Below are 20,684 nucleotides of genomic sequence, written 5' to 3' on the forward strand. Positions count from 1 at the left end.
CCGCTACGGGCGGCCAGGGTGGTTTCCGGCAGTCAGCAAAAGGTCGAGTGCGCCCCGAATGAGCTCGCTCATGCGCTCGGAGGCTTGCAAAGCATCACCCTTTATAAGCGCGTCGGCGACGCGCTTGTGATCCTTGGCGCTGGCTCTGGGCACACCTTTATACTCGTTTGTCCGCCGGATGGAGAACCGCAACGTGGTTTCGGTCAGGCCGGTGAACTGGCGCATGAAACGATTGTTGCTCGCCTCCAGAACTGCAATGTGAAAAGCGATGTCGGCTTCCAGCGCATCACCCTCGCCGCCGTCGGCTGCGAGCATTCGATCGATCGCATCCATGATCGCGCGGCGCTGAGGACCGGTCGCGGTATGGGCCGCGAGGCTCGCCGCGCGGGGTTCGATCGACATCCGGATCTCGGTGAAGTCGATGAGCAGATCGATCGAGAATTTGCGTTCGAGCATCCATCGCAGAACATCGGGATCGAGGAGATTCCAGCTACTCTCGGGCTGGACCACGGTACCTGCGCGCTTGCGTGGCAGCAGGAGACCTTTGGCGGTCAACATTTTCACGGCCTCGCGAAGCACCGGCCGACTGGCGCCATAGCGTTGCGAGAGTTCCGCTTCGGTCGGAAAGCTGCGGGTCGAACTGTAGTGCTCGGTAACGATTGCGAGCCCCAGATCGTCAACGATGCTCTCGGTCAGGTTGCGTCCGTCCTCTGCTCCGCGCGACGTGGCAGAACTGGGAGCCGGTTTGCGGAGTGGTGCAGCGTTTTCGATTGTCACGATAGGATGTCTATTATCCCCTCGACTGCCATTCGCCAAGCCAGGCAGCAGCTTAGCCGGCATAGGCAGGGGTAGGAAGCCCGCGCACTCCTGGCTCGATTTCGAACAATGCGCCATCGTCGGGTGACCCTGGGGAGCCAAATTCCGCCGACGTCACGAACATCCGATCGAGGTTCGGGCCGGCGAAGGCACAGCTGGTGATATTGCTGGCGGGGAGCTGCACGCTGCGCATGAGTTTGCCAGCTGGATCGAAACGGCTGACCCGGCCACCTGCCCAGTGCGCGATCCACAGCCCACCTTCGCAGTCCACCGTCATCCCGTCGGGGTATCCGTCCTCAGTCGCGAAGCGGATCCATTCCTCGCGCTCGCCTATGCCTTCGTCTTCCAAGCGCTCGAAGCGGTATACAACGCCGCGACCGCTGTCGTTATGGTAGAGCCAGCGACCGTCAGGGCTGAATGCCGGACCATTGGTGACCTTATATCCATCGTCGACCATCGCGACCGACCCGTCTTCCGTCATGCGGTATAGCGCACCGCTCGCCTCCAGATCGCGATCGTCCTTGGAGCCGAACCATAGATTGCCTTCGGCGTCGACTTTCGCATCGTTCAGGCGGTTGTGCGGGCGATCCGGTTCGACCGGACAGACCAGCTCGGTCCGGCTTGTTTGTGGATCGAAGCGCGCGATGCTTTTGCGCAGGCCGACAAGGAGATCGGCATGATCGCGCCGTTCGACCGCCCAGCACACCATGTCGGGCATCGCGTGGCTCCGCACCACGTTCGTGTCCGGCTCGAGCGCATGTAGATGCGCGCCCAGGATATCGACCCAGTAGAGCAACCCGTCGCGGGCCGACCACATCGGTCCCTCGCCGAGCTGATCAACCCGCGCTCTTGGTACTACGCTATAATCGTCCATCAACAGGCCTTTCCTTGAATATAAATATGATATATAGCACCCGCAACGATTCATCCAGCGCGTTTGATCAGCGAACGCGGCGGAACAGGGAGGGGCAGAAACGATGGCGCTATCGCGGCGAAGCGTGGTTGGCACTGGCTTGGTGGGCAGTGCCGCTCTGCTTTCGGGCTGTACGCGTGCCCCCGCGGATATTCGCATCGGGTTCGTTGTCAAAATGCCCCAGGAACAGTGGTTCCAGGACGAATGGCGTTTCGCGAAGGCAGCGGCCCGTGATTTCGGGTTCACTCTTATAGAAATCGGCGCCGAGGATGGCGACCGGGTCCTGTCGGCCTTGTGGACGCTGTACGCGCGATATGCCCAAGGCTTCATAATCTGTGCGCCCGACCCCCGGCTCGGTCCGGCGATTGCGGAATATGCCGAACGGACGGGAATGAAAGCTCTCGCCGTGGACGACCGGCTAAGCGCTCCCGACGGCACACCCATCGCGCACATGCCCTATGTCGGTATCTCAGCTACCGCGATCGGAAAGCTGGCCGGGGAAGCGGCAGCAACGGAAGCGCGACGGCGCCACTGGGCCCTGGCGTCTACCGGAGTTCTGCGGCTGGCCTTCGACAGTCTGGAGACTGCGCAAGAACGCACTTCTGGCGCGATCGACGCGCTTGCCAGCGAGGGTTTCTCACAGGTGTTCGATGCTCCGCAACGCACCAGTGACACGGAGGGAGCTTTTACCGCAGCGGCCCCGGTGATCACTGCAAACCCGGCAATAGACCAGTGGATCATTGTCGGACTGAACGATGAGAGCGTGATCGGGGGGGTACGCGCGGCCGAGGGGCTGTCGATGACCTCGGGCGATATCATCGGCGTCGGTATCGGCGGATCCGAGGCTGCTGTGTCGGAACTGGCAAAGCCTACCCCGACCGGCTTCTTCGCAACGGTCCTTCTGAGCGCCCGCCGTCATGGATACGACACCGCCGCGGCGATGTACCGGTGGATAAAGGATGGTGTTCGTCCACCGGCGGTTACCCTGACCAGCGGCACTCTCATGAACCGGGGCAACTTCAGGCAGATCCTGGCGCGCGAGGCGATCGCATGAGCGCGCTTCTGGAATATCGCGGCATCGGCAAGGTATTCCCGGGAGTGGTAGCGCTCGACGGGGTCAGCTTCGCGGTCGAGAGCGGCGAGGTGCGCGCACTTATCGGGGAGAACGGCGCGGGAAAATCCACCCTCCTGAAAATCCTGTCAGGTCAGTATCAGCCCGATAGCGGAGATTTGCTGGTCGACGGGCAGCCGCGCCATTTCACGTCGCCGCGCGAGAGCCAGGATGCAGGTATCGCGATCATCCATCAGGAATTGCAGCTTGCGCCGGAACTATCGGTGGCGGAAAACCTGATGCTCGGCGCGTTCCCGGCGCGGGGTGGGTTCGTCGATCGCCACGAACTGCGGGCCCGCGCGACCGAGGTACTCCTTCGCCTGGGCGAGCAAATCGATCCCGATACCAGGCTGGGGGATTTGTCGATCGGCCGACGCCAGATGGTCGAGATCGGGCGTGCGCTTTTGCGCGATGCGCGGATCATAGCCTTCGACGAGCCGACCAGTTCGCTCAGCACGCGCGAGGTCGAACGCCTGATGGAGATCATCGGCGATCTGCGTGGGGAGGGGAAGGCAATCCTCTACGTCAGCCATCGAATGGAGGAGGTCTACCGACTAGCGGACACTGCGACTGTCCTTCGCGACGGCGCCCATGTTCTGAATGCCGCGCCTGTCGGCCCTGCCGATGCCGACCGCCTCGTCGGGGCGATGGCGGGGCGCAAGATTGAAGATATCTATGGCTTCCGCGCGCGTCCTCTGGGCGGTCAATCCATTGCTCTGCGTGGCGTGGAAGGTCGCGGTTTGCGCCAGCCGGTCGACCTGTCCGCCTCGCGGGGCGAGATCGTCGGTCTTTTCGGCCTGGTCGGTGCCGGACGTTCGGAGCTCTTCCGCCTGATCTTCGGAGCCGAGCGACGCACGGCAGGTACGGTCGCGATAGAGGGACGCGATCTACCTCCCGAAAATCCGCGCGCCGCTATTGCGGCTGGTCTGGCATTTTGCCCGGAAGATCGGAAACGCGAAGGTATCGTTCCGCTAGCGCCTGTCCGGGAGAACCTGGCTTTGGCTTGGCGAAATTTGCGCACCGCAACACCCTTGCTGCGGCCCTCACGCGAAGCGGCATTGGCGGACGAGCAAATCGACGCGCTGCGAATCAAGACCGCGAGCGCGGAGACGGCGATTGAAACGCTGTCGGGCGGTAATCAGCAAAAGGCTGTCATAGCGCGCTGGCTGATGGCCGATGCGCGAATCCTGCTTCTCGACGAACCCACGCGCGGCATCGACGTCGGGGCGCGCAGCGAGATCTACGACCTCATCTACAAGTTCGCGGAAGGAGGTGGGACGGTATTGTTTGCCTCGTCCGACATGCCGGAGGTTTTAGGGGTCGCCGACCGCATCGTGGTGATGCGCGAAGGAAGCGTGTCGGGTGTGGTCGCACGTGCCGACGCGACATCAGACCGGTTGCTGCGCCTCGCTCTGCCCGAAGCAAGCCCACCCATGGCCGACAATGGCGAGAAGGAAACTGTGCCCGCATGACCCGTCTACATCTGATGCGCCAAGCGTGGCCCGTGATCGTCCTGCTGGTCCTGCTTGCAGTGCTCTCGCTGGCAGTGCCCGACTTCCTCGGCATTCGTAACCTGCGCGGACTTTTGCTTTCCGTGACCCTCGTCGGGACGATCGCTGCTACCATGATGCTGGTCCTCGCGATGCGCGAGGTCGACCTTTCCGTTGGCTCTATCGTAGCGTTTTCCGGGGTTCTTACCGCCGTCGCGATCAACGCCACAGGCAGCGTGCTGCTGGGCGTCCTGTCGGGTCTGGCTGGAGGCGCAGCGGTTGGTCTGTTCAATGGCGCGGTGGTCGCCGGCCTGAAAGTCAATTCGCTCATTGTTACTCTAGCCACGATGGAAGTCGTTCGCGGGCTCGCGTTCCTCGTGTCGGGAGGCGAAAGCGTCGCGATACCGGTGCAGTCCTTCTACGCGCTGGGATCCGGGGGCTTCCTGGGTATCAATTGGCCGATCTGGGCGATGATCGCGAGCTTCGCAATTTTCGGGCTACTGCTCAGGCGCACCGTATTTGGACGCAACGTATTGGCGATCGGCGGAAACCCTGAGGCCGCGCGATTGGCCGGGGTGCCGATTACTCGCATTCGTATTACCGTCTTCGCCCTGCAGGGGCTCATTGCCGGACTGGCCGGGATTATCCTGGCCGCGCGCATTACCAGCGGGCAGCCCAATACCAGTGCAGGCCTGGAATTGGCTGTGATCTCTGCCTGCGTCCTGGGCGGTGTATCGCTCTCCGGCGGAGTTGGCACGATGGCCGGAGTGATCATCGGCGTACTCATCATGGGGACAGCGCAGAATGCCCTCAACCTGCTCAATGTCCCGACCTTTTACCAATATGTCGTGCGCGGCGGCATCCTACTGCTGGCCGTAATAGCCGATCGTCTGCGTCAGAGCGGGCGTCTCTCCGAACTTCGCCTGTGGCCATTGGCCGCTCGCACCGCTCTCGATCGGACCCGATGATGTCTAAAATCGTCTCAATGGAGCATTTTCTTGTTCCGCCACGCTGGCTCTTCGTGCGTATCGAAACAGACGATGGAGCCGTCGGGTGGGGTGAGGCCAGTTTGGAAGGGCATGGGGAGGCTGTAGCCGGCGCGCTCGACGCAGCACGTGATCGCTTGATCGGCCACGATGCTGATCGGATCGAAGACGCCTGGCAGATGATCTATCGGTTGGGGTTCTATCGCGGCGGGCCTGTTCTGATGTCTGCTCTGTCAGGTATCGATCAGGCGCTATGGGACCGCAGGGGCCGGGTGCTGAATGCTCCAGTATCCGATCTGTTAGGCGGGCGCGTGCGCGACCGGATCAGGGTTTATGCTTGGATCGGGGGAGACCGACCAGGTGACGTTGCCGAAGCTGCGGCTATGCGGCGGGAACAGGGCTTCGACGCAGTAAAGATGAACGGGACGGAGGAAATGGCCTGGCTAGCTGGCCCGTCAGCGGTCAACGATGCGGTCGAACGGTTGGCTCAGGTTCGCGAGACCGGACTGGACGTCGGGGTCGATCTGCATGGGCGCGTCCATCGTCCGATGGCGCGGCAAGTGGTTCGCGCGCTAGAGCCGCTCGGACCGCTCTTCATCGAAGAGGTGCTGCTGAGCGAAAATCCCGAGGCGATCGCGCAAGTCGTTGCCCAAACTGCGGTTCCACTGGCGTTGGGAGAGCGCCTCTTCAGCCGCTGGGATTTCAAGCCGTTCTTCCAGTCAGCTGCGATCGATATTGCCCAACCCGATCTCAGTCATGCAGGTGGCATTTCGGAAGGACGCCGAATTGCCGCAATGGCGGAAACCTACGACGTGGCGCTGGCACCTCATTGTCCCCTTGGACCCTTGGCTTTGGCGTCTTGCCTGCAACTCGCTGCAACGTGTCCCAACTTCGTGATCCAGGAGATGTCGCTGGGAATTCATTACAACCAGGCTGACGCAGACCTTCTTACCTACCTCCAAAACCCCGAAGTACTCGACGTGAGCGACGGATCCGTCGCGGTGCTCGAGGGTGCAGGGCTAGGAGTAGAGATCGACGAGGAACGCGTTCGCCACGCTGCGCGCCAACCTCATCGCTGGCGTAACCCGGTTTGGCGTGGACCTGACGGATCGCTGCGGGAATGGTAAGCGCCGAACTGGAAGGAAAGGTCGCACTGGTTACGGGCGCGTCCGGCGGGATCGGTCTGGCAACCGCGGCCGTCTTCGCGCGTGCCGGTGCCCATCTCGCGCTCGTCGATAAGGCGCTCGGCTCCGAAAGGAACGCAGAGCAGGGAACGGTCGAGCGTATCGGCTGTGATCTGAGTGATGGGAAAGCGGTAAGCATGGCGTTCGAGAGAACTCTCGATCGCTTCGGCCGGGTCGACATCCTGGTGAACATAGCCGGCATCATGATATTCAAGCCGCTGGAGGAACAGTCCGAGCAAGACTGGCACCAGCTTCTGGCGATCAATCTGATCGCGCCCGCGCTTCTCAGCGGCTTGGTACTTCGGCATGGGGCGCCCGGCAGTTCGATTATCAACATTGCTTCCGTGCATGCCCGGCGCACATCTCCCCTCGTGGCATCCTACGCCGCGTCGAAGGCTGCGCTGGTCAGCCTCACCAGAAGCACGGCGATCGAAGGGCGTGAACGCGGTATTCGCTGCAATGCCATCCTTCCCGGGGCGATCGACACACCCCTGCTGCAACAGAGCCCAGCCATCCGTTCCGGTGAGGAGAGCCTCGATCCCGCGGACATTGGCCAGCCCGATGATATTGCGCAGCTGGCCTTATATTTGGCTTCTCCCCGTGCCTGTTTTATCACCGGCGAGGACATTGTCGCAGATCACGGTCGGATGGGACGGCTCTGATCCGGGCTTGGGATCGCGCTGAAGCCGAGCCGCGTATGGGACCGATAGGTTTCACCGGGCAGCAGCCATGAGGGTGGGAAATGGGCATGGTTGACGCTGTCCGGAAACTGCTGGGTTTCGAGGCAAAGGCCCTGCCGCCTGCCAAAGTGTCCGGACAGGCCGTTTCCTGAATAGAATTGCAGGGCAGGCTGATCGGTCTCGATTGCGAGCCGCCGACCAGAGTTCGGGTGGAAGAGCACTGCGGCTGGGCCGACCCTTTCGCGCCGCAGTATGAAAGCATGATTATAGCCGTCGCCCGCTCGTAGCTGGCTGTCCGGCATGGCGATCGCCTCGCCGATGCGTCGTTCCTCGCGAAAGTCGAAGGGTCCTTGTGCAACGCCACGTATTTCGCCTTGAGGAAGCTGGTCGCCATCGATCGGAAGAAACGTATCGGCAGCAATCTTCAGCACGTGGTCGTCGATTGTCTGCGCGCTGGTGCCCGATAGGTTGAAGTAAGGATGCGCAACGAGATTGACGGCTGTCGGAGCATCGGTAACGGCGCTGTAATCTATCGACAGCGAACCGGACTTCGCGACTTCGAACTCCGCGCGAGCTCGCAGGGTGCCCGGCCAACCGCCTTCGCCAGTGGGGCTAATGAGCTCGAGGCGGAGGTACGTCGAGGAAGCGGCTTTGGCCTTCCAGATCCGATGGCTGAAGCCCACCGGCCCCCCATGCAGCTGGTGAGGGCCTTCGTTTGCTTCTAACCGCACTAGGGCGTAGACTCATTACGCGTGGCACCAAAGGCGGGCGCAGATGAGTTTGACGGCGGCGAGGTAGTTTTCGGGGCACTTATCGTAGCGGGTGGCGATGCCTCGGAAGTGCTTGATTCGGTTGAAGAAGCGCTCGACGAGGTTACGCTGCCGGTAGAGCCAACCCGAGAAGGCAAAGCGCTGCTTGCGGTTGGAGCGCGACGGTATGTTGGCCCAGACATTCTTGCTGGCAGCGGCTTCGCGGATGGCGTTACTGTCGTAGCCCTTGTCGGCCAGCAGCGTAGCGCCCTCGGGCATGGCATCGAGCAGAGCTTCGGCTTCCTGGCTGTCGTGGACCTGACCACCAGTTAGGCGCAGCGCGACGGGACGGCCATCAGCGTCAACGAGGGCATGGATCTTGCTCGTGAGGCCGCCTCGGGAACGTCCCATGCCGCGATCATTGGATCCCCCTTTTTACCCGTCGCACCGTGCTGGTGGACGCGGACGCAGGTGGAGTCGATCATCACAATCTCGCCTTCGAAAGCGGCGGAAACCGCAGCAAGCAGCCGGTCCCACACCCCGGCTTTGCGCCAGCGGACGAACCGGTTGTAGCAGGTCGTAGAGGGGCCGTAGCGCTCAGGCATCTCCGCCCACGGTGAGCCAGTGCGGAACCGCCAGAGGATGCCGTTCAGCACCCGCCGATCGTCAACGCGAGGAACGCCGCGCGGCTTGTTCGGCAGCAGCGGCTCGATGATCGACCATTCCTCATCCGTCAGTTCGTATCGACGCCGCGCCATCGAGCCTCCATCGCAATGGAGAGCCTGAATCACGCAAGCCGCCAAACCTCAAGGCGGTTTATGAGTTTACGGCCTAGGACACCGTCCCTGCGATATTGCGCGTGGCCTACGCGATTGGCGAAACGGCCGCAGGTCGCGCCGAGATAGTGATCGGACCCAGGTGCCCCCGCAGACGGGTAATGTGCAGGATCGGGATAACCGAGCAAGACATTGGCGATAATGCCGTCGCGATCAGGTGTTTCGATCCCCAAGATGGTCGCGCCGAGATCGGATATGATCACGCGGAAACTGCCGGCGGCGAGAACGAATTTCCGCGCGATACGGCCATCCGGAAGATGGTGAAGTGTACTGTTGTCCAATGGCCTCGGGGCTTGTTTTGGTGAAGAACGGGCTGCGATCCCTATTCGGAGACCGCAGCCCTGTCAGTGTCAGAAATTTGCGCGCAGGCCGACGGTTATGCGACGGCCCTGGTCGGAAACCGTGATCAGTCGCTCCTCGTACCGGGAATAGCTGCGGAAATCCTCGTTCGTCAGGTTCAAGACCTCTGCGAACAGCGACACACGATCGTTGAACTTGATCGAGCCGCTTAGGTCGATCTGGTCGTAACCGAAGATATTCTCCGGCTGGCTCTGCGGTCCGAACGTCTGACGAAGAAACGGCGCGCGCCAGTTGTATGCGCCCCTGATCTGGAAGGTATCATCCTCGTAGAACAGGATCAGGTTGGCGGTATCGGACAGCCCTTCGACATTGAAAGTCTGGTTGCTGAGCGATGGATCGAACCGGATGGAGCTTTCGACCTTCGTGTAGTTGGCGGTTACGCCCATATTGTTGAACGGCGCCGGCAGGAAATCGAAGGTCGTCTGAACTGCTGCTTCCAGACCGTACACCTCGCCGTCCTGTGCGTTGTAGGGCCGGTTCGCCGTAAAGGTCAGGCCGAAATAGTTCTCGAACTGCTGTCCAGAGATGATGAAATTCTGCAGTTTCTTGTAGAAACCGGTCAGGCTCACATAGCTCGTGCGGCTGAGATAATAATCGATTGCCGCATCGGCGTTCCAAGCGAGGAACGGCTTAAGGTTGGGGTTCCCGCCGCTGACGGTATTGGAGTTCGGCGGACGGAAAACGAAGCTCTGCGACAGTCCAAGCCGGCTGAGCGTAGGACGCGTGAGCGTGCGTGAACCGGCGAGACGGAATACCAGGTCGTCGGTCAGGTTCAGGCGAAAATTGAGCGACGGAAGCAGGTAGGTATACTTGTTGTCGGCATCGACCGGGATCGTCGGGCTATAGACGGGAACCGCCGCCGTCGGATCGGCCGGGTTCTGGATCACATCGAGCAATGTAACAGAATAGCCGGTCACATGGACATCGGTATGAACCAAGCGGCCGCCCGCGAGAAGGGTGTAGGGCATTTGGCCCAAATTGCCTTCCGCGGAACCCTGGAGATAAGCCGCGAAGGTGTTTTCGCGCACGGTACCCGACCCGCGGTCGCGGTCGATCGGGTCGAGGCTGTTATTATTGCCCTGGTAGACTGCGAGAAAACGCTCGCGGGCCGCAATCGCCTCGGGGGAGTTGCCGCCTACTTGATTCACCGCCGCGGCGGAGCCGTAAAACTGTACGAGCGCGTCGCGATCGTAGGTCAGCCACGTCAGATCACGTCCCAGCACATTGGCACTGAAATCGCTGAACAGGTTGGAAGGCGCAACTGCCTGGTACCCGCAGTAGAAGCAACCGAGAGGTTCGGGAGATTCACGCGAGATCGTGGTTTTCTTGCGATTTGTGAACAAAAGCCCGCCCTGGATCCGGTCGAGAAAGCCGCTGAGATCCCAGGTGGCATCAATAGTCCCTTGATTGATGGTGTCCGAATTTCGCCCGCCGCGTTCCGAGCAGCAGTGGAGTCGGGGCGCCGATTTGTCGTTCGGGGCAAGCACGTTGGTCATCGTGGGCAACCCATCCGGCCCATCTAGGACGAAGGTTGGCGTAACGCCGATTTGGCGCGTCCCCACCACATAGAAAAGCTGGTCCGCCCCGCTTCGGGTGTTTGAATGCGCCGCATCGAATACGATTTCGAGATCGTCGGCCGGATTCCACTGCGCGTTGGCCGCAATCTGATAGGTGCGCGCATCCTCCGGATTGGTTGCCAGGATATTGTCAGACGCGAGGCCCGCGGTTGGGGTTGCGGGCAGCACCGTAAACTGCGTCGCGGTGTTGTTCTGATTGATCGTCGCGCTCGTGATACGTCCCGGATCGACATAGTAGCCGAGCTGATTGGTCACGCTGGACGTCTTTTGCTGGGTGTAAAGGGCGTCGAGTTCCAGCCGCAGTGTGTCCGAAGGCGCGTAGTCGAGCGCAAACGTCCCGCCGATGCGTTCGCGGTCGTTATGGGTAGAGGTGAAGTTGAGCGTTCGCGGCAAGGCGACCCCGGTCCCCGGGCCCGAGGCGGTATCGTTCACCCCGTCTCCATCGCTGTCGATGTTCTGATTGATGATCCAGCCATCGGTGGAGATGTTGGATAGGGTCGAGATGCGTTTGTCGTAGACAAAGCTGGCAAGGATGCCGAACGTCTGGTCGTCGTTGGACTGGCTGATGAATCCAGAGGCGAACGGGGTTATCTTGTCTGCCGTGCTGTCATGCTGGCCAGCAATGCTTCCAGCAAAGTGAAATCCTGCACGATCCGTAGGACGAGCGGTTCGAAGGATGATCGTAGATCCGATTCCGCCTTCCTGGAGGCGTGCTTCGGACGATTTGTAGACCTCTGCGCCTGAGATGAGTTCGGAGGGAAGGATATTGAACGAGAACGACCTGCCGCCGCCAGTTGTCGAGAGCAGACGGTTGTTGAGCAGCACGGTGTTGAATTCCGGTCCCAATCCGCGAACCGTTACGCCGCTGCCTTCGCCGTTTACCCGGTCGACCGCGACCCCGGTTATACGCTGGAGCGACTCCGCGATGTTGGCGTCGGGAAAGTTGCCGATGTCTTCTGCCGAGATCGCGTCGACGACGCCGATGGTCTCGCGCTTCAGATCAAGCGCATTGCCGAGAGACGCCCGGATGCCTGTTACAACAATGACGTTATCATCCGCCTCGCCAGCGGGAATTTGCTCTCCGGTCGGCTGCGTCGTGCTTCCGGTTTCTTCGGCATCATCGGTGGTAGTGGTTCCTGCCGGCGGCTGATCATCGGGTGACATCGCGGCAGCGGATGCCGGAGCCACGATGTTCAGCGCCACGCCTGATAGCAGGCTGGCCAGCAAAAGTTTTCTAGCGTGCATTGTTATCCTCCCCCATGTGGTTCGACACCAAATTAAATATGATATAATGAAGGGCTTGTCGAGGGCTTTTCTTCGGTCCACAACCGCTGGTGGATATATAATCCGTATGCCCGTCGCCACCCACAGACGGACCGCACGCCGCAATTGTATGATTTGAGGGAGGGAAGAATGCGTTTCGCGCTGTCCGCAATCGGGTTCGCAATGATTCTCACGCTGCCCGTGGAAGGGGCCCAGGCCGAGGCGAGCTACGACGCCGAACGGCGTGTATTTCGTCTCGACGGAGGTGACGTAACATACGCCTTCAAAGTGAGTCGGGACGATCTGTTGCAGAGCGTTTATTGGGGCGAACGGCTCGAGGCGGAAGATCCGATCGACGGCCCCGAAATTGGCGGGCTGTCGGGTTTCGATGTTACTGCCAACGTCGTTCCGCAGGAATATGCCGGGTGGGGTGGGGGACTCTTCGCCGATCCCGCGCTCAAAGTGGCATGGCCGGACGGCAATCGCGATCTGGTGCTGCATTATCGCTCGCATAAGATCGAGCGCGATGCAGTCACGGTCGAACTGCAGGATATTCAGCGCCCGCTTACGGTGATCCTTCATTATACGATCGATCCCGATACCGGAGTGATCGGTCGCTCGGCATCAATCCGCAACGATGGGGACATGAGCGTTCGGATCGATCGCGCCGCCGCTGCCGGATATACGCTTCCAGTCGATGAACGCTATCGGCTTCATTATACGACCGGACGATGGGCTGCCGAATGGCAACGGGGCGACGCGCCGGTTTCGGCCGCCGGGACCGTGCTCGAGAGCCGCCGCGGATCGACCGGTAGCGAGAACAACCCGTGGTTCATGATAACGGTCGATGGCGAAACAACGGAGCAGTCGGGCCCTGCCTGGATCGGAGCGCTCGCCTGGAGCGGGTCCTGGCGGATTGGCGTGGCGCGAGACGTCGCTGGGCGTACGCGGATTACAGGTGGCTTCAATCCGTTCGATTTCGCCTACTCGCTTGCGCCGAGGGAAACCCTAGAGACCCCGGTTTTCTACGCGGGTTACTCCGATGGGGGGATGGGCGCAGCCTCGCGCGTATTTCATCGCTTCCAACGCCAGTCGATCCTGCCTCGGCATGAAGGTCGCTTACCGCTCCGCCCGGTCCTCTACAACAGCTGGGAAGCCACCGAATTTGCGGTCGACGAGGCCGGTCAAATGCGCTTGGCCGACCTGGCGGCGCAAATCGGCGTAGAGCGCTTCGTGATGGACGATGGATGGTTCGGTGAACGCAATAGCGATCATGCCGGGCTGGGCGATTGGCAGGTCAATCCGGAGAAATTTCCAAATGGACTCAAGCCCCTGATCGATCATGTTCAGGCGCGGGGAATGGAATTCGGATTGTGGGTCGAACCAGAAATGGTCAATCCGGACAGTGAGCTCTATCGCGCCCATCCTGACTGGGTGATCAACTTCGAAGGCAGGCCGCGCACCGAAGGACGTAATCAGCTCGTTCTAAACCTCGCGAGGCAGGATGTACGTGATCATCTTCTCGGAGTACTCGACGACCTTTTGTCGAAGAACGACATCCGCTTCCTCAAGTGGGATTATAACCGCAACTGGTCGGAACCCGGTTGGCCGAGTGTGCCCGTGGATGAGCAGCAGGAGATTTACGTACGCTATGTGCGCAATCTCTATTATATTCTCGACGAGTTGCGGCGACGCCATCCGGGGGTGGAGATCGAAAGCTGTTCGGGAGGCGGCGGCCGGATCGATCTTGGCATCATGCAGCGAACCGACCAGGTCTGGACGTCGGATAACACCGACCCAGTCGACCGGCTTCTGATCCAGGACGGATACACTCAGGCCTACGACCCGGGGGTGATGATGGCGTGGGTCACCGACAGTCCGAATTGGGTCAACCGGCGGTCGACCCCGCTATCCTTTCGCTTTCTATCCGCCATGCAGGGCGGACTTGGAATCGGGAACGATCTGACCGAATGGAAGCAGGAAGACTTCGCTACGGCGAAGCGCTACGTCGCCGCTTATAAGCGGATCCGCGCGACGGTGCAGCGAGGAGATCTCTACCGGATCGACCGGCCTGAAGAAGGCGACGTAAGGTCGACCACACTTTATGTGGCGCCAGATCGAAGTCAGGCCGCACTCTTCGCCCTCGTCCAGGGAACTCACCGGCTTGATCCGCGCCGCTCCATCTATCTTCAAGGCCTGGATGAAGATGCCCGATATACAGTGGAGCGCATGGATGGCGAACCTATGGCATCTGCGACACCAACGGAGGCGAGCGGTGCCTACTGGATGCATCACGGAATCGATGTCCCGCTCCGCGGGGATTTTCAGGGAGTCGGCTTGATCTTTACCCGTCAATAATCGGAACCGGATTTTTCTAATCGTCGACGACTGAGGAGCAAAGTCGCAGGCGCGCATTGGGTTACCGTTTCCGATGTTTCGGGGTTCTCATCCAATGCGGGGCGAACGCTGCATGGGAAGGGGCAAATCGTATACCTACGCCGCCGACATGCTGCATCCGGACCGGCGGTCACCCAAAAGGCCGAAGCATACTCCTGGCTTTGCCTCGGTGAGGCGCCGCGATCGATTGATCCTGACCGAAAAGGGTTGCCTGCCCTTGCGCCGCTTTCGTATGGCGGGACCCCGCCCTTAAGGTTCGAGACCCTTGCCAGAAACTTTCTTGAAGCGGGAAATCCGCGATGCATCGACCGGATGGTCCGTCGTCGGCCTCCTGTTAGGAATCGGCTTCTTCGTCATCAGCGCGATCGCCTCGTATTCCAACGTGCTCGACATGCGGGATAACGAGACGCGGATCCGCAACACGCACGAGGTTCTGACGACGCTAGACGACCTCATGATCGCCATGCTCGACATAGAAACCGGCCAGCGCGGTTATGTTCTGACCGGGCACGATCAGTACCTCGAACCCTACCACGCAGGGGTTGCCGCTGCGCGGGAGGAGTTGTCCGCACTCGCGGCTCTCACACGAAACAGCGCCGTCCAACGCGATAATCTCGACAGGCTTCGAAACACCGTCGCCACCAAGTTCCGCTTTTCCGAACTTGCCATCCGGACGCGTCGCGAAGGCGGTATCGAGGCGGCGATCGCGCTGACCGACAGCGACCGTGGCAAAATCGCCATGGATGCCATCCGTCAGCAAATGGCGCAGATGACCCGCGAGGAAACGGGCGAACGAGAACAACGGATTGCTGAACTCGCCGCTGCCTCGCGCGCCGCGATTCTCAGCGCCGTCATTACCAGCCTGATCGGGATCGGGTTGGTAATCGCGATCTTCATCCTCGTTTTGCGAAACAACCGCACTCGCGAGCGGCAGGGCTGGCTCCAGACCGCGCGGGTCGATCTGAGCGAGGCGATGCGGGGCGAGAAAACCGTATCGCAATTGGGCGAGGCAGTGCTGTCTTTCCTCGCCGAACGAACCGGCGCGCAGGCCGGTGCGCTGTTCAAGGGCGAGGGCGGCCACTTCAACCGCGTCGCGATGCTCGGCGTTCCCGACAGCGCTGCGGTGCCGGAGGCGTTCGCGCTCAACGAAGGGCTGCTTGGCAAGGTCGCGGCGGACTCGCAGGCGACCGTCGTGTCGGACATTCCGGACGGATATCTCAAGATCGGCTCCGCGCTGGGCAGCGCCACGCCGCGCCATCTCGTGGTGGCACCGGCCTTCAACGAAGGATCGGTGAATGCCGTGGTCGAACTCGGCTATTTCGACGATGTGGACGATCGCGTGCGCGAACTGCTCGATGCGGTGGCCGGATCGGTCGGCGTTGCGCTGCGCTCGGCGCGTTTCCGCGAGCGGCTGCAGGATGCGCTTGAAGAAACACAGCGGCAGGCCGGGGAACTCCAAGCCCAGAGCGAGGAACTCCGGGTCTCGAACGAGGAACTGGAGGAACAGGGCAACGCGCTCAAAGAATCGCAGGCCCGGCTGGAACTTCAGCAGGTGGAGCTGGAACAGACCAACACCCAGTTGGAGGAGCAGGCGCAGACGCTGGAAGGGCAACGCGACGAACTGGCTCGCGCGGCGGCGTCGCTGCAGCTGAAGGCGCGCGAACTGGAACAGGCCAGCCAGTACAAGTCGGACTTCCTCGCCAATATGAGCCACGAATTGCGCACGCCGCTCAATTCGCTGCTGATCCTGTCCAAGCTGCTGGGCGACAATGCCGATGGGAACCTGACCGCCGATCAGGTCAAGTTCGCGCGGACCATCGAGTCCTCGGGCAACGACCTGCTGACCCTCATCAACGACATCCTCGACCTGTCGAAGATCGAAGCGGGTCACGTCGAGATCGAGGCCGCCCCGATGGCGACCGAGCGGCTGGCCGCGGACCTGCGCAAGGTATTCGAGCCGCTGGCGCAGCAGCGCGGCCTGCAGTTCGAGATCGCGCTCCAACCCGATGCGCCGCGATCGATCGAAACCGACCGCATGCGGCTGGAACAGGTGCTGAAGAACCTGTTGGCGAATGCGATCAAGTTCACGGAGCAGGGCAGCGTGACACTGTCCATCTCCGCAGGGAAAGCGGGAACGGTCGATTTCGCGGTGGTGGACACCGGCATCGGCATCGCCCCGGCACAGCGCGAGGCCATCTTCGATGCGTTTCGCCAGGCCGACGGCACCATCAGCCGCAAGTTCGGCGGCACCGGGCTCGGCCTCTCGATCTCGCGCGAGCTGGTGCGTCTGCTGGGCGGCAGCATCCGGCTGGAGAGCGAGGAAGGGAAGGGGAGCACCTTCGTCGTAACGCTGCCGGCGGTGTACGACCCCGCCACGGTCGCACCGCGCCAGGTTCCGGTGGCTGTCTCGGAAAACAATGTTCCGTCGCCCGCGCCAACCGCATCGCCATCGTCCACTTCTGCACCACCGGCCCCCGCTTCGGGGAGTTCCGCGCCGATCGACGACGACCGGGAGGCCCTGTCCGAAGGCAAGCGCCTGCTGCTCGTCATCGAAGACGACCGGACGTTCGCGGGCATAGTGTGCGATCTTTCGCGCGAGATGGGGTTCCAGTGCATCGTCGCGGGCACGGCGCAGGAGGCGATCGATCTGGCCCGCGAATACCGGCCGAGCGCGATCGTGCTCGACATCGGCCTGCCGGACCAGTCCGGCCTGACCGTGCTCGACCGGCTGAAGCACGAAGACGGCACGCGGCATATCCCCATCCATGTCATTTCCGGATCGGACCAGGCGCAGACCGCACTGGCGCTCGGCGCGATCGGTTTCCTGGAAAAGCCCGCGCCGCGCGAACAGCTGGCCGAAGTGCTCGCATCGCTGCAGAACAAGCTGGCGACACGCGTGCGGCGCGTATTGATCGTGGAGGACGACGAGGTCCAGCGCGAGGCGGTGGGCCGACTGCTGGGAACGCAGGACGTCGAAACCGTCGGCGTCGGAACCGCTACCGAGTGCCTGGAGGAACTGCGCGACGGGCAGTACGACTGCATGGTGCTCGACCTCGCGCTACCCGATGCCTCCGGCTTTTCTCTGCTGGAGACGCTGAGCGAGGAGGGCGAGGGACCGCTTCCGCCGGTCATCGTCTATACCGGTCGGGACCTGTCGGCCGACGAAGAGCAGCGCCTGCGCCGCTATTCCAGCTCCATCATCATCAAGGGTGCCAAATCGCCCGAGCGGCTGCTGGACGAGGTTTCCCTGTTCCTGCACCAGGTCGTATCCGATCTGCCGCCGGAGCAGCGGCAGATGATCGAGAAGGCGCGCCACCGCGATGCGGCCCTGGAGGGGCGTCGGATCCTGATCGTGGAAGACGATGTGCGCAACGTCTATTCTCTCACCAGCGTGCTGGAGCCGCGCGGGGCGCTGACACGGATCGCGCGCAACGGGCAGGAGGCGCTCGATGCGCTGGAAGAGGCGGCCGGCGATCCCGACAAGGCGATCGACCTCGTCCTGATGGATGTGATGATGCCCGTGATGGACGGATTGACCGCCGCGCGCGCGATCCGCGCCGACAGTCGCTGGAAGAAACTGCCGATCGTCATGCTGACGGCCAAGGCGATGCCGGACGATCAGCGCAAGTGCATCGATGCAGGTGCGAACGATTACATGGCGAAGCCGATCAACGTCGACAGGCTGCTGTCGCTGGTCAGAGTATGGATGCCGCGGTGACAGGCGAGAGCATCGAGGACATCGAGATCCAGCTGCTGCTCGATGCGGTCTATCGCCACTACCACTACGACTTCCGGCACTACGCCCGGGCATCGATCAAGCGGCGGCTGCTACAGGCGCGTAGCCAGTGGGGCTACGACAGCATCTCCGACATCCAGTCGGCGGTCCTGCACGATGAGACCATTCTGCCGAAGCTGCTGAATTTCCTTACCGTGCAGGTCAGCGAGATGTTCCGCGATCCCTCCTATTTCAGGGCGCTGCGCGAAAAGGTGGTGCCGCATCTGCGCACCTATCCTTCGCTGAAGGTATGGATCGCCGGGTGCAGCCACGGCGAGGAGCTTTATTCGCTGGCGATCCTGTTCGCGGAAGAGGGATTGGCGGATCGCACCATCTTCTACGCCACCGACATAAATCCGGTGGCACTGCGTGCTGCGCAGGCCGGGGTCTATCCGCTCGACCGAATCCGCCTGTTTACGGAGAACCATCGCCTGGCGGGTGGGCACTCCTCCCTCTCCGACCATTACACCGCTGACTACGACAGGGCCGTCTTCGACAAGTCGTTGCGGGAGAGGGCGGTGTTTTCCGACCATAGCCTGGTAACGGACGCGGCGTTCGGCGAGATGCACCTGATTTCCTGCCGCAATGTTCTCATCTATTTCGACCGCGAACTGCAGGACCGGGTCGTCGGCCTTTTCGGTGAATCGCTCGCTCGCGGTGGCTTTCTGGGTCTCGGATCGAAGGAGAGCCTGCGCTTTTCCACCCATTCCGATATGTTTTCCGAATTCGTGCGGACGGAGAAAATATACCGGAGGAACGCGCGATGAGCCTGGAGGCCGTGGTCATCGGCGCGTCCGCAGGGGGCGTTCAGGCGTTGTCGCAAGTGCTGCCTGCATTGCCGAAGGACTTTCCCGCCCCCGTTCTCGTCGTCGTCCATATTCCGCCACGGCGTGAAAATGCACTGGTCGATCTGTTTGCAGGAAAGTGCCGGCTCCGGGTAAAGGAAGCGGAGGACAAGGAGCCGCTCGCGCCCGGCACGATCTATTTCGCGCCGCCGGATTATCACCTGCTCGTCGAAACCGACGGGACCATCGCCCTTTCGTCCGATGAACCGGTCAACCATTCGCGCCCGGCGATCGACGTGCTGTTCGAAAGCGCGGCCGATGCCTTCGGGGCGGGGCTGGCCGGGATAGTCATGACAGGAGCGAACAGCGATGGCGCCCAAGGTCTGCGGGCGGTATGCGCGGCAGCCGGTCTCGGCATCGTTCAGGACCCGGAAACGGCGGAAGTTGCGACTATGCCGATGGCTGCCCGTGCCGCGTGCCCAGGCTCGCGAACGATGCTCCTTGAGGACATGGGACCTGTTCTGGAGGCGATGATCGCGCGATGACCGATCCTGTCAAATTCCTGCTTGTCGACGATCTGGAGGAAAACCTCCTCGCGCTCGACGCCTTGCTCGCGCGCGACGGGCTCGAACTGCACAAGGCCCGCAGCGGTGAAGATGCGCTCGAACTGATGCTGGCGAACGAATATGCGCTGGCGCTGCTCGACGTGCAGATGCCGGGCATGGACGGGTTCGAGCTGGCGGAATTCATGCGCGCGAACGAAAGGTCCCGGCATATCCCGATCATCTTCCTGACGGCGGGTAGCGGGGATGCCACGCGTCGCTTCCGCGGGTACGAGGCGGGAGCGGTCGATTTCATCCAAAAGCCGATCGAAGCCGACATCCTGCGTTCGAAATCGAGGGTGTTCTACGACCTGTTCGTCCAGCGGCGGCAAATCACGGCCCAGCGCGACGAACTGGAGGGGCTTACCGCAGCACTGCAGGCGGCCGATCACCAAAAGAACCGCTTCCTGGCGGTGCTCGCCCACGAACTGCGCAACCCCTTGGCGGTCCTCACGGCCGGGCTCAACATCCTCGAACGGAAGTCCGACGGCGCTGCTACGGATACCGTGCGGAAATCGATGCGGCAGAACCTCAGTCACATGATCCGGCTCGTCGACGACCTTCTCGATATCAATCGTATCGAACGCGGCAAAATTTCGTTGCGGCGGGAAAAGGTGCTGGTGAGCGAAATCATGCCGGCGGCGCTGGAGGTTGCGGGGCCGGCGATCGAGGCGGGACATCACGCGCTCGACGTGGTGCTACCCACGGACCCGATCGAGCTGGACGTCGATCCAGCTCGGTTCATCCAGATCGTCGGGAACGTCGTCGGCAACGCGGCGAGGTACACACCGAAAGGCGGGCGGATCGAGGTCACGGTCACCGGTAACGCGACTAGCGTGAGCATAGCCATATCCGACAATGGGGTTGGCATCCCGGCCGATCAGCAGTCGCGGATCTTCGACATGTTCGAGCAATCGGATGCAGGAATGGGCATCGGGGGCGACGGACTTGGGATCGGGCTGGCCCTGGTCAAGCAGCTCGTCGAACTGCATGATGGCACGATCCAACTGCTGAGAAGTGCCCCGGGTGCGGGAAGTACCTTCGAAATACGCCTGCCCATTGCGCGCTGATACACCGGGAAATCTACTCTTGGGGAGAGAGATTTTCAAACGCAAACGAAGCGGTGGGTTCTAGTTCGGCCCACTCATCAACGTTCGTAT

The 20,684-nt window shown here is 61.7% G+C and carries 16 protein-coding genes; 10 read left to right on the forward strand and 6 right to left on the reverse strand.

Annotation, left to right across the window (positions count from 1 at the left end; translation table 11 throughout):
• Nucleotides 1–3: 3 nt before the first annotated feature.
• Both F7D01_RS11920 and F7D01_RS11925 read right to left on the reverse strand, forming a co-directional pair.
• Nucleotides 4–777 (reverse strand): FadR/GntR family transcriptional regulator, encoded by a 774-nt coding sequence (locus F7D01_RS11920; protein ID WP_241554173.1) that lies wholly within the window; start codon nucleotides 775–777, stop codon nucleotides 4–6.
• Between the two features lie 52 nt (nucleotides 778–829).
• Nucleotides 830–1,690: an SMP-30/gluconolactonase/LRE family protein gene (locus tag F7D01_RS11925; RefSeq protein ID WP_215229795.1), complete on the reverse strand. Its 861-nt coding sequence runs from the start codon at nucleotides 1,688–1,690 to the stop codon at nucleotides 830–832.
• Nucleotides 1,691–1,793: 103 nt separating this feature from the next.
• On the opposite strand from F7D01_RS11925, the gene F7D01_RS11930 reads away from it, so the two are divergent.
• From F7D01_RS11930 to F7D01_RS11950, 5 genes are read left to right on the forward strand one after another with little or no spacing between them, the layout of a single operon-like run.
• Complete coding sequence (locus tag F7D01_RS11930; RefSeq protein ID WP_215227756.1) at nucleotides 1,794–2,783, forward strand: substrate-binding domain-containing protein; 990 nt, start codon at nucleotides 1,794–1,796, stop codon at nucleotides 2,781–2,783.
• Nucleotides 2,780–4,312 carry an L-arabinose ABC transporter ATP-binding protein AraG gene (araG, locus tag F7D01_RS11935; protein WP_215227757.1) on the forward strand — a complete coding sequence of 511 codons (1,533 nt, stop codon included), beginning with the start codon at nucleotides 2,780–2,782 and terminating at the stop codon, nucleotides 4,310–4,312. The genes F7D01_RS11930 and araG overlap by 4 nt, the downstream gene beginning before the upstream one ends.
• Nucleotides 4,309–5,298 (forward strand): L-arabinose ABC transporter permease AraH, encoded by a 990-nt coding sequence (gene araH, locus F7D01_RS11940; protein WP_215227758.1) that lies wholly within the window; start codon nucleotides 4,309–4,311, stop codon nucleotides 5,296–5,298. Before araG ends, araH begins: the two co-directional genes overlap by 4 nt.
• Complete coding sequence (dgoD, locus tag F7D01_RS11945) at nucleotides 5,298–6,443, forward strand: galactonate dehydratase (protein ID WP_215229796.1); 1,146 nt, start codon at nucleotides 5,298–5,300, stop codon at nucleotides 6,441–6,443. The genes araH and dgoD overlap by 1 nt, the downstream gene beginning before the upstream one ends.
• Nucleotides 6,437–7,162, forward strand: coding sequence for an SDR family NAD(P)-dependent oxidoreductase (locus tag F7D01_RS11950; RefSeq protein ID WP_215227759.1), 726 nt, complete (start codon nucleotides 6,437–6,439; stop codon nucleotides 7,160–7,162). The genes dgoD and F7D01_RS11950 overlap by 7 nt, the downstream gene beginning before the upstream one ends.
• Here F7D01_RS11950 and F7D01_RS11955 read toward each other — a convergent pair.
• From F7D01_RS11955 to F7D01_RS11970, 4 genes are all read right to left on the reverse strand, one after another.
• Nucleotides 7,138–7,911, reverse strand: coding sequence for an aldose epimerase family protein (locus F7D01_RS11955; protein WP_215227760.1), 774 nt, complete (start codon nucleotides 7,909–7,911; stop codon nucleotides 7,138–7,140). The two genes, F7D01_RS11950 and F7D01_RS11955, sit on opposite strands and share 25 nt — an antisense overlap.
• Before the next feature lie 15 nt (nucleotides 7,912–7,926).
• Nucleotides 7,927–8,687, reverse strand: a protein-coding gene (locus F7D01_RS11960) for an IS5 family transposase (RefSeq protein ID WP_215227761.1) whose coding sequence is annotated in 2 segments (ribosomal slippage) — nucleotides 7,927–8,354 and nucleotides 8,354–8,687 — 762 coding nt in all. Because the reading frame shifts where the segments join, the coding sequence is not laid out codon by codon here.
• Between the two features lie 29 nt (nucleotides 8,688–8,716).
• Nucleotides 8,717–9,046 (reverse strand): hypothetical protein, encoded by a 330-nt coding sequence (locus tag F7D01_RS15590; protein ID WP_371819603.1) that lies wholly within the window; start codon nucleotides 9,044–9,046, stop codon nucleotides 8,717–8,719.
• A 69-nt stretch (nucleotides 9,047–9,115) separates the two neighbouring features.
• A complete protein-coding gene (locus F7D01_RS11970; protein WP_215227763.1) occupies nucleotides 9,116–11,929 on the reverse strand; it encodes a TonB-dependent receptor in 2,814 nt (937 codons plus the stop codon).
• Nucleotides 11,930–12,115: 186 nt separating this feature from the next.
• Here F7D01_RS11970 and F7D01_RS11975 point away from each other — a divergent pair, with 186 nt between their 5' ends.
• From F7D01_RS11975 to F7D01_RS11995, 5 genes are all read left to right on the forward strand, one after another.
• Complete coding sequence (locus F7D01_RS11975; protein ID WP_215227764.1) at nucleotides 12,116–14,323, forward strand: alpha-galactosidase; 2,208 nt, start codon at nucleotides 12,116–12,118, stop codon at nucleotides 14,321–14,323.
• 430 nt (nucleotides 14,324–14,753) lie between these two features.
• On the forward strand, nucleotides 14,754–18,080 hold the full coding sequence (locus F7D01_RS11980) for a response regulator (protein WP_215229797.1): 3,327 nt from the start codon (nucleotides 14,754–14,756) through the stop codon (nucleotides 18,078–18,080).
• Nucleotides 18,065–18,904 carry a protein-glutamate O-methyltransferase CheR gene (locus F7D01_RS11985; RefSeq protein WP_215227765.1) on the forward strand — a complete coding sequence of 280 codons (840 nt, stop codon included), beginning with the start codon at nucleotides 18,065–18,067 and terminating at the stop codon, nucleotides 18,902–18,904. Before F7D01_RS11980 ends, F7D01_RS11985 begins: the two co-directional genes overlap by 16 nt.
• Nucleotides 18,901–19,467 (forward strand): chemotaxis protein CheB, encoded by a 567-nt coding sequence (locus tag F7D01_RS11990; RefSeq protein ID WP_215227766.1) that lies wholly within the window; start codon nucleotides 18,901–18,903, stop codon nucleotides 19,465–19,467. The genes F7D01_RS11985 and F7D01_RS11990 overlap by 4 nt, the downstream gene beginning before the upstream one ends.
• The gene (locus F7D01_RS11995) at nucleotides 19,464–20,594 is read left to right on the forward strand and encodes a hybrid sensor histidine kinase/response regulator (protein ID WP_215227767.1); all 1,131 of its coding nucleotides are present in this window, start codon (nucleotides 19,464–19,466) and stop codon (nucleotides 20,592–20,594) included. The genes F7D01_RS11990 and F7D01_RS11995 overlap by 4 nt, the downstream gene beginning before the upstream one ends.
• The last annotated feature ends 90 nt before the right edge of the window (nucleotides 20,595–20,684 follow it).

It is taken from the genome of Erythrobacter sp. 3-20A1M (assembly GCF_018636735.1).
Lineage (GTDB): Bacteria > Pseudomonadota > Alphaproteobacteria > Sphingomonadales > Sphingomonadaceae > Alteriqipengyuania.

Excerpts from the sequence above, each read along its gene's own strand:
- F7D01_RS11985 (WP_215227765.1), top strand. The coding sequence starts at position 18,065 with ATGGATGCCGCGGTGACAGGCGAGAGCATCGAGGACATCGAGATCCAG.
- F7D01_RS11925 (WP_215229795.1), bottom strand. The coding sequence starts at position 1,690 with ATGGACGATTATAGCGTAGTACCAAGAGCGCGGGTTGATCAGCTCGGC.
- F7D01_RS11950 (WP_215227759.1), top strand. The coding sequence starts at position 6,437 with ATGGTAAGCGCCGAACTGGAAGGAAAGGTCGCACTGGTTACGGGCGCG.
- araH (WP_215227758.1), top strand. The coding sequence starts at position 4,309 with ATGACCCGTCTACATCTGATGCGCCAAGCGTGGCCCGTGATCGTCCTG.
- F7D01_RS11930 (WP_215227756.1), top strand. The coding sequence starts at position 1,794 with ATGGCGCTATCGCGGCGAAGCGTGGTTGGCACTGGCTTGGTGGGCAGT.
- F7D01_RS11995 (WP_215227767.1), top strand. The coding sequence starts at position 19,464 with ATGACCGATCCTGTCAAATTCCTGCTTGTCGACGATCTGGAGGAAAAC.
- F7D01_RS11975 (WP_215227764.1), top strand. The coding sequence starts at position 12,116 with ATGCGTTTCGCGCTGTCCGCAATCGGGTTCGCAATGATTCTCACGCTG.
- araG (WP_215227757.1), top strand. The coding sequence starts at position 2,780 with ATGAGCGCGCTTCTGGAATATCGCGGCATCGGCAAGGTATTCCCGGGA.
- dgoD (WP_215229796.1), top strand. The coding sequence starts at position 5,298 with ATGTCTAAAATCGTCTCAATGGAGCATTTTCTTGTTCCGCCACGCTGG.
- F7D01_RS11990 (WP_215227766.1), top strand. The coding sequence starts at position 18,901 with ATGAGCCTGGAGGCCGTGGTCATCGGCGCGTCCGCAGGGGGCGTTCAG.
- F7D01_RS11980 (WP_215229797.1), top strand. The coding sequence starts at position 14,754 with ATGCGGGATAACGAGACGCGGATCCGCAACACGCACGAGGTTCTGACG.